The organism is Flavobacterium cheonanense (assembly GCF_039539185.1).
GTDB classification, from domain to species: Bacteria; Bacteroidota; Bacteroidia; order Flavobacteriales; family Flavobacteriaceae; genus Flavobacterium; species Flavobacterium cheonanense.
On the sequence record NZ_BAABCT010000004.1, the window covers coordinates 170561 to 184001 of the forward strand.

Here is a 13441-nt window from a genome sequence, read left to right on the forward strand (position 1 = left end):
GTTTATGGTTATTTTATTAGACGATAATTTTTTTTAATTCTTGCATTTTTATTAATTATTTTTTGAAAATTATATCTTGGATTAAATAAAAACTCTTTATCGGTTAATGTTTTCAAGAATGAAACTAATTCAACTCTTTGATTATCTGATAAATTAAGTGGTGTTTCTAATTCTTTTGATAAAGTTTTGCTTTTTTGAATTCCAAAATTATAATGTTTGACAACTTCACTTAATGTTTTAAATCTTCCGTCGTGCATGTAGGGAAAAGTAAATTCAATGTTTCTTAGGGTTGGAACTTTAAATAATAAAGAGTCCTTGGAATTTTGTGTTACTTTCATTCTACCAAAATCATTCAAAGTTGTATCAATTGGTAATCCATTATTTTTAAAATTATGATTTGTAAACAAAGGTTCTGTATGGCATGAAGCACAATTTTGTTTGAATAATACATATCCTTTTTGTTCCATTTCTGTAAATTTATCTTCTTTTCGAATTACTTTATCATATTTTGAATTGGAAGTTGTCAACGAAACTACAAATTGCGAAATAGCTTTTAAAGTTAGTTGACCTGAGATTTTTTTTGTACCAAATGCTTTATGAAATAATTCTTGATATTCTTTACTATTGTTTAATTTATTTACAACATTTTCAAGTGTTTCATTCATTTCAACTTCACTTGTAATTGGAGCAATTGCCTGAACATCAAGATAATTTACACCGCCATCCCACATAAAAGTTTTGCTCCAAGCCAAATTTTGTAAGGTTAATGAATTTCGAGTTCCAATTTTGCCATCAATTCCGTGACTTAAATCATGATCAACATGTGTAAAACCTGTTTGTTGTAAATGGCAACTTGCACATGAAATAGTCGAATCTTTTGATAAAATCGGATCATAAAACAATTTTCTACCTAATTGAAACCCTTCTTCAGTAAGCGGATTATCTTTAAAATTATAAATAGGTTTTGGAAATCCTTTTGGAACTTCAAAATAAATAGGAGTAAAGTAACTTTTTGAAAAAGCTAAAATTCCAAAAATTGAAATCGAAAATCCCAATAAAAGAAGTGTTTTTCTCATTCAATAGTGAATATTTTTGTTGATAAATCTGCAATTTTCATGGCTTCTTTCCCGGGAATCATTATCGAATTTGTTTCTGAAAGATCTATTTCTTCAAATAATTTTGATATATCCATTACTAAATCAATTTGATTTTTATTATTGCAATTGATATTGATTTTTCTCAAAGCATAATTTGGTTTCAAATAACCACCAATATGAAACTGAAAAGCATTTTTTCTTGTTTTACAACTGTTGCTTTTTCCTTCAATTTTCATGTTGATGTAACCACTTTGCCAAGCCCAATACATTCCGTTTTGCAAATCTAAATCGCCAGATAACGCTCCAGAGACACTTGCCAAACTATCAACACCAACATTAAAAATTAATTTTGAAATTGATTTGTTTTCCTTTTTTGAAATGGTAAATATTTTGGAATTATCATCTTCAAAATCAATTAAATGATAACTATTTTTTTCTTTATAAATGGAACCATCATCATAATTGATTTCAATACCTGAAACATAAAATTTCAATAAACTGAATTGCAAAGTATCATTCTTGGAACAGTAGTTTTTATTTAATTCTAAATTTTCTGTTTTCCACTTTAGTTTAATTCTAAAAGACAAAGAATCCTTTTCTTTTTGAGCTATAGCGCTTTTAAAAAAAAGGAGACAAAGTATAAAAAGAACTATTTTTTTAGTCATTTTTTGGTTTTCTCCTATTATTAAAAATTTTGCTTAACTCTTCTGTAAGATTATTAAAGTCGGTTAGCTGCTCTTTTTTACAAAGTTTTTTGATTTCTACAAAATGATTGAAGTGTGTGGTTTCAATTTGTTTTTGAAAACCTGCAAATTTCAAATATAAACTATCTCTTTTTGATGAATCAATAGTTTCTGAATTTAATAATTTATACAATTCATTTCTTGTGTTTCTAATAGAATCATCAATACTTCTAATAGTTTCCTGATGTAATTTGATTGTTTTATCATATTCAACAATTTGATTTTCATCAAAATGAAGTTTTTCAATTACAATTTCTCTGGGCATTTTTCTTCCTCTTGGTCCATCATTATTCTTTGATAAAAATAGAAATCCAAGAATTCCAAAATTTAATGCTACTAATGCAATTACTGCAAATACTAATACTTTAGTCTTATTCATAACTACTTATATAATTGATTGTTTTTATTTATTGAATGTTCTAAACTAGCTATTTCAGATTCATTGGAATTAGATTTACCATTCAATAGCATTATGTTAAATGAAATTAAAACCACAATTGACGCTGCAACTAGCCAAATCGTTTTTAATGAAATTTTAGTTTCCTCAATTCTTTTTTCAATTTTTAGGAAAATAGAATCATTTGGAGTCACTTTTGCAATTCCATCGACGCTATTTAAAACTTTATTTATAAAATCTTCTCTTTCCATAATTATTTAGACGAAATTGTTTTTTATTTCTTGCGGTAATTTTCAAATTTATTACTCAATTTTTCTTTTAAAGTTGTTTTTGCTCTAAAAACAAGTGATTCTACGGATGAAATACTAACATTCATTATCTCAGAAATTTCCGGATTACTCAATCCATCAAACTTTGATAGAATAAAAGCGGTTTTCTGATTTTCAGTTAATTCATTGATTACTTTAAAAAGAATTGCTGCATTTTCTTTGTTTACTAAATCAATTCCGGGATGTTCAAAATTGGATAGAATTTCGAGTTCCTTTTCATTTTCTGATTTTTTACCAAAAATAAAAAAGCGCTTTACACTATTTTTATGTTTTATAAAATCTAAACTTTTGTTAATTGTGATTCGGTAAATCCAAGTTTTGAGTGATGAATTTTCTTTAAATGAATCTAATGAATTGTGAACTTGAACAAATACATCTTGAGTAATTTCTTCTGCATCTTCCACATTTTGAAGGTAATGCAACGCAACATTATAAACCAATACTTTATATTGGTTGTAAATGGCAATAAAATCGCTGTGGTTGCTCTTCATTATTTTAAAGTATCACTTTAAGACTTAAACTTGTTAAAAAGGTTTAAATGTACTCTAATATTTTAGAAATAGTAAATTAGTCTTATATTTGGCTTTTATTTAATAGACAAACAAAATACCTAACTATTATGAAATTACTTGAAGGAAAAGTAGCTATTATTACAGGTGCTAGCCGTGGAATTGGTAGCGGAATTGCAAAAGTATTTGCACAACACGGAGCAAACGTAGCTTTTACATACAGTTCATCTGCTGAATCAGCTTTGGCTTTGGAAAATGAATTATCAGCTTTAGGAATTAAAGCAAAAGGATATAAATCAAATGCTGCCGATTTTAATGAAGCTCAAAAATTAGTTGACGATGTTATGGCAGAATTCGGAAATATTGATGTTTTAATCAATAACGCTGGAATCACAAAAGATAATTTGTTAATGAGAATGAGCGAAGAGGATTTTGATAAAGTAATCGAGATCAACTTAAAATCAGTTTTTAACATGACCAAAGCGGTTCAAAAAGTAATGTTGAAAAATAGAAAAGGTTCTATTGTAAACATGAGTAGTGTAGTAGGAGTGAAAGGAAATGCTGGACAAGCTAACTACGCTGCATCAAAAGCAGGAATGATTGGTTTTACTAAATCTATTGCATTAGAATTGGGTTCAAGAAATATTCGTTGCAACGCAATCGCTCCAGGATTCATTGAAACCGAAATGACAGCAAAACTTAACGAAGATGTTGTTCAAGGTTGGAGAGATTCTATTCCGTTAAAACGTGGAGGAACACCTGAAGATGTAGCTAATGCTTGTCTTTTCTTCGCATCTGACATGAGTGCTTATGTTTCAGGACAAGTACTTAATGTTGATGGAGGAATGTTAACATAAAATTATTTTAATCTAAAAAATGAACAAATCCACTTTAGTATTAATAATCTTGTCAGTTATAGTAGCTGGTGGTTTGTCTTATTTTCAATATTTTTATAAAGCTAAGAGTAAGTCCAATACGACTAAACTCTTAGCTTTTTTACGTTTTCTTTCTATTTTTGGATTATTACTTTTATTGATTAATCCAATTGTGAGTAGAAGTACTTTTGAAACTGTAAAAACTCCTTTACCAATTGTAGTGGATAATTCAAGTTCAATTGTAGATTTAAAAGCGAATCAAGTTGCAAAAGAACTTTATGAAAAAATAAGTTCTAACTCAAAACTGAAAGATAAATTTGATGTTCAAACCTATAGTTTTGATTCTGAATTTCAACCTATTGAATCTGGAGATGAGTTGAATTTTAAAGGAAAACAAACTAATCTTGATGAAGTTGCAAAAAACTTAAAAAGCATCAATAAAAATCTTTCTTTTCCAACGGTTTTAATTTCTGATGGAAATCAAACTTCAGGTTCGGATTTTGTTTTTAGTTTTGATGCAAATAATAAAGTTTATCCTTTGGTTGTTGGAGATACAACCACTTATTTAGATTTAAAAATAAGTCAGATAAACGTTAATAAATATGCATTTCATAAGAATAAATTTCCTGTGGAAGTATTTCTCCAATATGCAGGAACGAAATCGGTAACAGCTAATTTTGCTATTTCTCAAGGAAATAATGTTTTAAATAAGCAAAGTATTTCATTTTCTCCATCAAATAAATCGGCAGTTTTAAATATTTTATTGCCTGCAGATAAAACAGGTTTGCAAATTTTTAACGCAAGAATTTCTTCTAACGAATCTGAAAAAAACACTTACAATAATTCAAAGAAATTTGCTGTAGAAATCATCGATCAGAAAACAGAAATAGCTATAATTTCTTCTATAAATCATCCTGATATAGGCGCTTTAAAACGAGGTATTGAAACTAATGCACAACATAAAGTAACTATTCTTAAACCTAATAAAATCAATGATTTAAACAAATATAATGTTTTGGTTTTATTTCAGCCAAATGCTGAATTTAAGCAAGTATTTGAAGTCAACAAAAATTTGAAAATAAATACTTGGATTGTAACTGGTAATAACACCGATTTTGGATTTTTAAATTTGCAACAAAATCAAATGAACTTTAGAATGTCATCCCAAAAAGAAGATTTTCTAGCTAATTTTAGTTCTGATTTTAATTTATTTGCTGCTGAAAATATTGGTTTTGAAAATTTTCCACCACTTGAGAATGCCTATGGAACTATAACTCCTAATGAAAATGTAACTGTTCTTTTATCTTCAAGAATTAGAAATGTAGAAACAAATCAGCCATTACTAGCTTTTTCTGATAATCAAGGTAGGAGAAGTGCTTTTTTGATGGGAGAAAACATTTGGAAATGGCGTGCACATAGTTTTATTGAGAAAAAATCATTTGAAGAGTTTGATGTTTTTTTAGATAAAACCATTCAATTTTTAGCTTCAAATGACTCTAAAAAATCACTTATTGTGAATCACGAACGTTTTTATAATTCTGGTGATGCTTTAGAAATAACGGCACAATATTTCAATAAAAATTATGAATTTGACGAGAAAGCTCGTTTGACAATTGCTGTAACAAATTCTAAAACAAAACAAGTAAAACGCTACGATTTGCTAAAAACGAATAATAGTTTCAAAGTAAATCTTGATGGTTTGGCAGCAGGACAATATTCGTTTACTGTAAAAGAACTTAATTCAAATGCAAGTTATTCTAGTACTTTCGAAATATTAGATTTTGATATCGAAAAGCAATTCGTAAATCCGGATATGGCTAAATTGAAACAATTGGCTTCACAAACAAAAGGTGCTGTTTTTGTTCCAAATCAAGTAGATGATTTAATTAAAATATTACTTGAAAACGAAGATTATAAAGCCATTCAGAAAGATATTGTAAAGAAAACGCCTTTCATTGATTGGATTTGGCTACTCGTTTTAATTGCGATTTCACTTGCAGCAGAATGGTTTATTAGAAAATATAACGGATTGTTGTAAAACACGTAAAACTACGTATAGCCATTATAAAAATGAGCTATATCTTTGTAATAGTTAAGTTAGACTTTAACTCTTTTTAAAACTCCACAAATGCAATTGACTGTACTGTGGAGTTTTTATTTTTCGTACTTCTTATTCTTTAATATTGAACTTGCAGTTTGATAGTATGAAATAGTTTCATTAACCAACTTTGTATTCTCTTTTGCAATTGGAATTTGTTCGTAGTGAATTTGAAAATCTGCAGCTACATTATCTTTGGGTTCTAATTTTAGATTAAATTGTTTTACTTTTTGTTTTGGAGAAAGAATGGTTAAAACATTGTCTTTCAGCAATCCTAAATCTTGATATGTTGCGATGAGTGCTCTAGGTTGATAATCCGTTTTCAAAACATCTTGTCCAAAAAATTTGGTTTTGTAATTAAAGTTTAGCAAACCAAATAATGTAGGCATTAAGTCAATTTGTGAGACCATTTTATTATAAACAGCAGGTTGAATAAACCCAGGAGAATAAATTAATGCTGGAATTCTATATTTATCTAATGGTAATTGTGTTTTACCAGAGCTCGATGCGCAATGATCTGCAACAATTATAAAGACTGTATTTTTAAACCAAGACTGTTTTTTAGCCATTTCAAAAAATTGTTTCAATGCATAATCGGTATATTTTACGCCACCTTCACGAGATTTAGAATGTGAATCAATATCTATTTTTCCATCAGGATAAGTAAAAGGACGATGATTGCTAACGGTCATCCAGTGGTTGAAGAAAGGTTTTCCAGTTTTTGATTCTTCGTTCATCACTTGTATTGCCTTTTTAGCCATATCCTCATCACAAACTCCCCAAACATTTGAAAATGTAATTTCTTCTGGTTTTAAAGTTTTTTTGTCAGTTATTTTATAACCATTTCCTCCGAAAAAATCTTCCATATTATCAAAGTAAGCATCACCTCCATAAAGAAAGTTGACTTGATATCCTTTCGATTTAAAAATAGATGCAGTTGAAAATTTATTTTTATTGTCTTTTCGTTTTACAACACTTTCTCCAGCAGTAGGAGGAAGACATAAAGTAACTGATTCTAAGCCTCTAATGGTCCTATTTCCAACAGCATAAAGATTTGAAAATTGCAAGCTTTGACTTGCTAAGCTATCAAGAAAAGGAGTAATGTTTTGATCATTTCCATAAGCTTTTAAAAAATCAGCGCTCAAACTTTCAATGGTAATTAATACAACATTTTTTCTATTTTCAGGATTTATACTTGATATAGTTCTTGTTGAAAAATTTTGAGAAATTCCAGGTACTAATTTTTCAATAGTCGCAAAAGCTTTATCATCAGGTAATGTTTTGTAAAATTTATTATAATCCAATTCACTATTCATAAAGGCTAAATAAAAACGATGTATACCATTAGATTGTAATTCGTTAGTAAAAACATTATGCGAAGTTTCTTGTTTTGCTAAAAATGGTATAATGTATATTGCACCAACAAAAATGATAGAATATAGAATAGATGATTTGACTTTCTCATTGAATGAAGGCAACTTATTTAAAAATGATTTAGAGCGTTTTACAATAAGCAAGGTAATAAGTAATGTTAATATACCAACTCCTGTAAACAAAGGAATCACAGGATAAGATTCCATGATGTTTTTAATTACTTCATTAGTGTAAACTAGATAATCTACAGCTATAAAGTTGTATCTAACGCCAAATTCATTCCAAAAAAAGTATTCACTAACAGCATTTTGTATAATTATCAAAACAAAAATGAAGATAGTAACAGAGAATAATATCAATCTAATTTTACTTCTATATCTTGGTAAAGAAAGCATCAATCCAAATAAAATGGCCTTCAAAGAGACGAAAGCAATTCCAATTTCTGGTAAGGAACCTCCATATTCATGTAAAATGGATTTACCAGATAGAAGGTATAATAAAAGTAAAATTAGGAATCCAAAAATGATATAACCCCAGGGTTTTTGGTATTTAGAATTGGATAAAAACAATATGTAAATCCAAAGAAAACAACTTGATAGTATAAAAATAAATACATCGGATAATAATCCTAAAGAAAATATTTTTACTATGTCAACAAATGAAAAGCTAGATTGGGTTATAGGATGACATAACAATATAATTCTTGTTATAAAACTAACTAACAAATAAAGAAGCCCTAAATTTATTATTGGTGAACGTTTGTTGAATAATTGCATTACAAAAAATTTAAACAAACCTATTTTATTTACATTGAATTTTGTTTAAGGATAACTTAATATCAACTTAATATTAGCTTAAGATTAAAATTCGCTTAAGAAAACTAAATAATCAATCGTTACATGAATATTATGAATAATTTTGCGTTATAGATTTGAATTAAATTTGTAAATTGTACTTAAAATAAACTTCTATGAAAAAAGGTATTGTTCTTATTATGCTAATCATTAGTGCAATTGGCTATTCACAAGATTGGAAAACTAATTTTGAAGAGGCAAAAGCAGCAGCAGCTAAAGAAAACAAAAATATATTATTAGTTTTTTCAGGTTCTGATTGGTGTGCACCATGTATAAAATTAGAAAAAGTAGTTTGGAAATCTGAAGTTTTTAAACAATATTCTGAAAAAAAATTAATCTTATTAAGAGCAGATTTTCCAAATAAACGAGCTAATCAATTGCCAAAAGAAATTGCAGAAGGAAATAAAAAATTATCTGAAAAATATAATAAAGAAGGTAATTTTCCACTTGTTGTTCTTATAGATAAATCTGGAAAAGTTATAGGAATGACAGGTTTTAAAAACGTTACCGCTGAGGAGTATGTTAAGCTAATAGAATCATTAAATAAATAATGAAACAGTTCTTATTACTATTTATTTCACTAATTACTATCAATTCTTTTGGGCAAATTGTGCATAAAAGAAAGTTGTCAATGTTAGGAAGTCCGTTTGAAATTACTGTAGTAGCTAAAGATACTATTCAAGGTAACTATTTCATTGACAAAGCCGTTGCTGAAGTTAAAAGAATTGAGAATTTGATTTCTGATTGGATTCCAACCACACAAATTTCTGAAGTCAACAAAAATGCTGGAATCAATCCTGTAAAAGTTGATGATGAAGTTTTTCAATTGGTAACAAGAGCAAATAAAATTTCAAAACTAACCAATGGAGCTTTTGATATTTCATACGCTTCGATGGATAAAATTTGGAAGTTTGATGGTAGCATGAAAGAAATGCCAACTAAAGAAGCAATTAAAAGTTCTGTTGAAAAAATTGGTTACGAAAAGATAATAATGAATGACTCAACCAAAACAATTTTCTTGAAAGAAAAAGGAATGAAGTTGGGTTTAGGAGGAATTGGTCAAGGATACATTGCAGATAAAGTAAAGGCATTATTGCAAAATGAAGGATGCAAATCAGGGATTGTAAATGTTTCTGGCGATATAAATACTTGGGGAAAACAAATAGATGATAAGCCTTGGGCAATCGGAATTATAAATCCGATGAATAAAAATAAGGTTTTTGCAACATTTCCACTTGAAGATAGTGCAGTGGAAACTTCAGGAAGCTATGAAAAATTTGTAATGTTTAATGGTGTAAGATATTCGCATATCATTGATCCGAGAACAGGTTATCCAGCAACAGGGATTGTTAGTGTGTCTGTATTTGCAAAACAAACTGAAATAGCAGATGCTTTAGCAACTGGAATTTTTGTATTAGGAATAGATGTTGGATTGGATTTAGTAAACCAACTTAAAGGAATAGAATGTATTATAGTTGATGACAAAGGAAAAATACATACATCAAAAGGAATTGATATTCAAAAATATAAATCTTAATTAATTACGCCATGTTTAAGAAAATAGCATTAGTAGTTTTTTCTGTAATTGTTTTACAATCATGTAATACAGTGAAGCAATATGAAAAAGCTAAAGTTAACAGTACAGAAATGAAGCTTTCAGCAAAATCTTCAGAACGATATGAAACCGCTTTTCAAGTTTATAGAGAAGCTGCTGCAGGAGCAAATGGAGGAAAATCTGGTGGTGGTTGTGGATGCAATTAATTTTTAATAAAATCATGCAAAATAAATTAGTAATAGTATTTTTTCTTTTTTCAGCCTTGGTCTTTTCACAAGAAACCGAAGTGGTAAAAGATAGTACAGTAACTTTCAAAAAAAGAGTATTAGAGTCAACAGAAGTTGATTTCATGCTTAGTTATTACAATCAAGACGGATTGCATTCTTCAGTTTCAGGCGGAATTGGTTCTGAAAAATTGACCGATATTGCATCTAATATTGTTGTAGCAATTCCTATGAATGATGATGATGTACTTACTATTGATGCTGGAATTTCAGCATACACTTCAGCTTCATCAAGTAACATTAATCCTTACGATTCTAAAAACCCTACACCATGGCAAAGTTCGTCAGGAGCTTCAGAGCAAGACGCTTTAGTTTCTTTAGTTGCTAATTATAGTCATAGTAGTAATGATAGAAATTTTATATGGAATGCAGATGTATCATTTTCTAACGAATATGATTACACTTCAATAGGTTTTGGTGGAGGAGTTTCCAAATTATTTAACGATAAAAATTCTGAAGTTTCAGTAAAGGTAAATGCTTATCTAGATCAATGGAGACCAATTTATCCCGGAGAATTACGCAATGGAAACTTTAGTAGTTATAATCCATTATTTAGCCCAAATTTTGTAGCATGGGACAGTACAGCTCGTAATTCATATTCAGCTTCAATAAGTTTCTCTCAAGTACTAACTAAGAAAACACAATTTTCTATTTTCTTCGATTTAGTGCAACAAGAAGGTAAACTTTCATCGCCTTATCACAGAATTTATTTTGCTGATAAACCTAATTATTATTTTGGTAATCCAAGTTTTATACCAAATTATGAAAACACTTCTAATGCAGGAGTTTACAGATTAGCTGATGCCATAGAAAAATTACCAAGTTCTCGTTTCAAATTGCCTATTGGTTTACGTTGGAATTACTATATCAATGAAACATTTGTTGTTCGAACCTATTACAGATATTACACAGATAATTGGGATATTACAGCACATACAGCATCTATAGAAGTGCCCATTAAATTGACAGATAAATTCACTGTATCTCCAATGTATCGTTATTATACACAAACACAATCTAAATATTTTGCTCCGTTTGAAAAACATTTATCAACAGAAGAATTCTACACTTCAGATTATGATTTATCATCATTTAATGCAAATCAATACGGACTTGGAGTATCTTACACGGATATTTTTACAAGTTCAAAAATTTGGAAATTTGGTTTAAAAAATATTGATTTTAGATTCAATCACTACAATAGAAGTGATGGTTTAAGCTCTAATATTGGAAGTTTAGGATTCAAATTTGTAATGCAATAGCAATGAAAATTTTAATAGTTGAAGACGAAAAAGGTATATCAGATTTTCTAAAACAAGGATTAGAGGAAGAAGGATATGATATAATGTTAGCTGCAGATGGTTTGCAAGGATTAAATATGGCGTTAATAAATAAACCAAATTTAATTTTACTAGACTGGATGTTACCAAAAATGGCTGGAATTGATGTTTGCAAAGAATTTAGAAAAACAGATTCAAAAACACCAATTATTTTTCTAACTGCAAAAGATACTATTCAAGAAACTATTGAAGGATTAAAATCTGGAGCTAATGATTATATTAAAAAACCTTTTAGCTTTGAAGAACTATTAGAAAGAATAAAAATTCATTTTAGAACAATAGACGATGACAAACAATTAACTTTGTCTAATATCAAAGTTGATTTAAGTAAATATCAAGTTTTTGTTGATGATAAAGAAGTTTCTCTTACTCAAAGAGAATTTGAATTATTGGTTTATCTAATAAAAAATAAAGGAAACGTTTGTACAAGAGTTCAAATAATTGAAGATATTTGGGACATTCATTTCGAATACGACACTGGAGTAATAGATGTTTTTATGAATGCTATCAGAAAGAAACTTAACTTAAGTAAAGAAAATGATTGCATTAAAACAATAAGAGGCGTTGGCTATATAGCTAATGATATTAATTAAATATGTTCACATTTTCATTCAGAAATAGAATTGCTTTCAATTATATAATGAGCACAGCGCTACTTATAGCATTTGTGTTTATAGTTATCTATCAAGTCATTTATTACAGTGTTGATAATCATATAAATGATGACATAAATGATGAAGTAAAAAAACATCTAGGTGAAATTGAAATTGATAGAAACGACACTTATTTAATTCAAGTTGATCAATGGCGAGCAAGAGAGCATAATACTGTTGATGTTAACCCAGTTTTTGTTCAATTTCATGATATCAATAATCAGTTAATTGATAAATCTCCAAATCTTAAAGGAATTCTATTAAAATTATACGATAATGACAAAGACAATGTTCTTGTTGATACTTATCTAAATAATAAACCAATAAGACAAATTCAAGTTCCACTTGTAGATGATAATAAAATAATAGGTCACGTAATAGTAGCAATGTCGCTTGATGATGCAACTATGATTTTGACTAATTTAAAAAACATACTTCTAATTGCTTTTCCATTGATTTTGGTTGTCTTATTTCTAATTGCAAGATTAATTGCAGGAAGAAGTATAAAACCAGTAACTTCAATTATTGAAACTTCAAGTACCATAACTCGAGATAATTTATCATCGCGAATTCAGCTTCCCAATAATAAAGACGAATTATACACGCTTTCTGAAACGATAAATAATCTTTTAGATAGAATTGAAAATGCAATTGAACGTGAGAAACAATTTACCTCAGATGCCTCACATGAACTTCGAACACCATTGGCTGTAATAAAAGGAACAATGGAAGTATTAATAAGAAAACCTAGAGAAAAGCAAGAATATGAGGAGAAAATCAATTTTTGCATAACAGAAGTTGATAGATTAAATAATCTAGTTGACCAGTTACTTTTATTAGCACGTTTTGAAAATCAAAAGCAAAATATTAGAAACGAACAAGTATATCTTAACTCTCTAATACTTGATACAATAGCTAGATTTTCTGAAAAAATTAAAGAAAAAAAGATAACAATTGTTGCCAATTTTCAAGAGGATTATTATATAAAATCAGATACTTATTTAGTTTCTATTATTTTAAGTAATATAATATCTAATGCGATAAAGTACAGTAATAAAAGTGGAAAAATTGATATTGAATTGAAAAAAGATAAGGAGAACGTTTATTGCAGTATTTCAGATAATGGTATTGGAATTGTAGCGGAAGATTTAGAAAAAATATTCAACTCTTTCTACCGTTCAGATATTTCTAATCATCCTGAAATTAAAGGAACTGGACTTGGTCTATCAATTGTTAAAAGACTCTGCAATTTGCTTTCTATAGAATTAAATATTAAAAGTATAAAAGAGGAAGGTACTTCTGTAAATTTAAGGATTTCCTAATTAGATATTAA

General features: G+C 28.4%; 14 protein-coding genes. 8 read left to right on the plus strand and 6 right to left on the minus strand.

From position 1 onward, the window contains the following. Positions 1–8: 8 nt before the first annotated feature. From ABD766_RS09180 to ABD766_RS09200, 5 genes are read right to left on the minus strand one after another with little or no spacing between them, the layout of a single operon-like run. The gene (locus ABD766_RS09180; protein WP_344816394.1) at positions 9–1076 is read right to left on the minus strand and encodes a cytochrome-c peroxidase; all 1068 of its coding nucleotides are present in this window, start codon (positions 1074–1076) and stop codon (positions 9–11) included. Next, entirely contained in the window at positions 1073–1762 is a 690-nt protein-coding gene (locus ABD766_RS09185) for an MbnP family protein (protein WP_344816395.1), read from the minus strand. Before ABD766_RS09185 ends, ABD766_RS09180 begins: the two co-directional genes overlap by 4 nt. Next, the gene (locus tag ABD766_RS09190; RefSeq protein ID WP_344816396.1) at positions 1755–2219 is read right to left on the minus strand and encodes a hypothetical protein; all 465 of its coding nucleotides are present in this window, start codon (positions 2217–2219) and stop codon (positions 1755–1757) included. Before ABD766_RS09190 ends, ABD766_RS09185 begins: the two co-directional genes overlap by 8 nt. A gap of 2 nt (positions 2220–2221) precedes the next feature. Continuing rightward, positions 2222–2488 (minus strand): hypothetical protein, encoded by a 267-nt coding sequence (locus tag ABD766_RS09195; RefSeq protein WP_344816397.1) that lies wholly within the window; start codon positions 2486–2488, stop codon positions 2222–2224. 23 nt (positions 2489–2511) lie between these two features. Next, positions 2512–3057, minus strand: a complete 546-nt coding sequence (locus tag ABD766_RS09200) for an RNA polymerase sigma factor (protein ID WP_344816398.1) — start codon at positions 3055–3057, stop codon at positions 2512–2514. 128 nt (positions 3058–3185) lie between these two features. On the opposite strand from ABD766_RS09200, the gene fabG reads away from it, so the two are divergent. Continuing rightward, the gene (gene fabG / locus ABD766_RS09205; protein WP_298136317.1) at positions 3186–3932 is read left to right on the plus strand and encodes a 3-oxoacyl-[acyl-carrier-protein] reductase; all 747 of its coding nucleotides are present in this window, start codon (positions 3186–3188) and stop codon (positions 3930–3932) included. Between the two features lie 19 nt (positions 3933–3951). Next, entirely contained in the window at positions 3952–5988 is a 2037-nt protein-coding gene (locus ABD766_RS09210) for a hypothetical protein (RefSeq protein ID WP_344816400.1), read from the plus strand. 116 nt (positions 5989–6104) lie between these two features. Here the strand turns inward: ABD766_RS09210 and ABD766_RS09215 are convergent, their stop codons facing one another. Further along, a complete protein-coding gene (locus ABD766_RS09215) occupies positions 6105–8198 on the minus strand; it encodes an LTA synthase family protein (protein ID WP_344816401.1) in 2094 nt (697 codons plus the stop codon). 194 nt (positions 8199–8392) lie between these two features. Between ABD766_RS09215 and ABD766_RS09220 the strand changes: the two genes are divergently transcribed. Genes ABD766_RS09220 through ABD766_RS09245 form a run of 6 tightly spaced genes read left to right on the plus strand, consistent with a single transcriptional unit; the run spans position 8393 to position 13430 of the window. After that, positions 8393–8827 (plus strand): thioredoxin family protein, encoded by a 435-nt coding sequence (locus tag ABD766_RS09220; RefSeq protein WP_344816402.1) that lies wholly within the window; start codon positions 8393–8395, stop codon positions 8825–8827. Continuing rightward, on the plus strand, positions 8827–9813 hold the full coding sequence (locus ABD766_RS09225; RefSeq protein WP_344816403.1) for an FAD:protein FMN transferase: 987 nt from the start codon (positions 8827–8829) through the stop codon (positions 9811–9813). The genes ABD766_RS09220 and ABD766_RS09225 overlap by 1 nt, the downstream gene beginning before the upstream one ends. A gap of 11 nt (positions 9814–9824) precedes the next feature. After that, a complete protein-coding gene (locus tag ABD766_RS09230; protein WP_344816404.1) occupies positions 9825–10037 on the plus strand; it encodes a DUF4266 domain-containing protein in 213 nt (70 codons plus the stop codon). Between the two features lie 14 nt (positions 10038–10051). Continuing rightward, positions 10052–11377 carry a DUF3570 domain-containing protein gene (locus tag ABD766_RS09235; protein WP_344816405.1) on the plus strand — a complete coding sequence of 442 codons (1326 nt, stop codon included), beginning with the start codon at positions 10052–10054 and terminating at the stop codon, positions 11375–11377. Between the two features lie 2 nt (positions 11378–11379). Then, complete coding sequence (locus ABD766_RS09240; protein ID WP_344816406.1) at positions 11380–12048, plus strand: response regulator transcription factor; 669 nt, start codon at positions 11380–11382, stop codon at positions 12046–12048. Between the two features lie 2 nt (positions 12049–12050). Next, on the plus strand, positions 12051–13430 hold the full coding sequence (locus ABD766_RS09245; protein WP_344816407.1) for a sensor histidine kinase: 1380 nt from the start codon (positions 12051–12053) through the stop codon (positions 13428–13430). Positions 13431–13441: the final 11 nt, after the last annotated feature.

Excerpts from the sequence above, each read along its gene's own strand:
- ABD766_RS09180 (WP_344816394.1), bottom strand. The coding sequence starts at position 1,076 with ATGAGAAAAACACTTCTTTTATTGGGATTTTCGATTTCAATTTTTGGA.
- ABD766_RS09185 (WP_344816395.1), bottom strand. The coding sequence starts at position 1,762 with ATGACTAAAAAAATAGTTCTTTTTATACTTTGTCTCCTTTTTTTTAAA.
- ABD766_RS09190 (WP_344816396.1), bottom strand. The coding sequence starts at position 2,219 with ATGAATAAGACTAAAGTATTAGTATTTGCAGTAATTGCATTAGTAGCA.
- ABD766_RS09195 (WP_344816397.1), bottom strand. The coding sequence starts at position 2,488 with ATGGAAAGAGAAGATTTTATAAATAAAGTTTTAAATAGCGTCGATGGA.
- ABD766_RS09200 (WP_344816398.1), bottom strand. The coding sequence starts at position 3,057 with ATGAAGAGCAACCACAGCGATTTTATTGCCATTTACAACCAATATAAA.
- fabG (WP_298136317.1), top strand. The coding sequence starts at position 3,186 with ATGAAATTACTTGAAGGAAAAGTAGCTATTATTACAGGTGCTAGCCGT.
- ABD766_RS09210 (WP_344816400.1), top strand. The coding sequence starts at position 3,952 with ATGAACAAATCCACTTTAGTATTAATAATCTTGTCAGTTATAGTAGCT.
- ABD766_RS09215 (WP_344816401.1), bottom strand. The coding sequence starts at position 8,198 with ATGCAATTATTCAACAAACGTTCACCAATAATAAATTTAGGGCTTCTT.
- ABD766_RS09220 (WP_344816402.1), top strand. The coding sequence starts at position 8,393 with ATGAAAAAAGGTATTGTTCTTATTATGCTAATCATTAGTGCAATTGGC.
- ABD766_RS09225 (WP_344816403.1), top strand. The coding sequence starts at position 8,827 with ATGAAACAGTTCTTATTACTATTTATTTCACTAATTACTATCAATTCT.
- ABD766_RS09230 (WP_344816404.1), top strand. The coding sequence starts at position 9,825 with ATGTTTAAGAAAATAGCATTAGTAGTTTTTTCTGTAATTGTTTTACAA.
- ABD766_RS09235 (WP_344816405.1), top strand. The coding sequence starts at position 10,052 with ATGCAAAATAAATTAGTAATAGTATTTTTTCTTTTTTCAGCCTTGGTC.
- ABD766_RS09240 (WP_344816406.1), top strand. The coding sequence starts at position 11,380 with ATGAAAATTTTAATAGTTGAAGACGAAAAAGGTATATCAGATTTTCTA.
- ABD766_RS09245 (WP_344816407.1), top strand. The coding sequence starts at position 12,051 with ATGTTCACATTTTCATTCAGAAATAGAATTGCTTTCAATTATATAATG.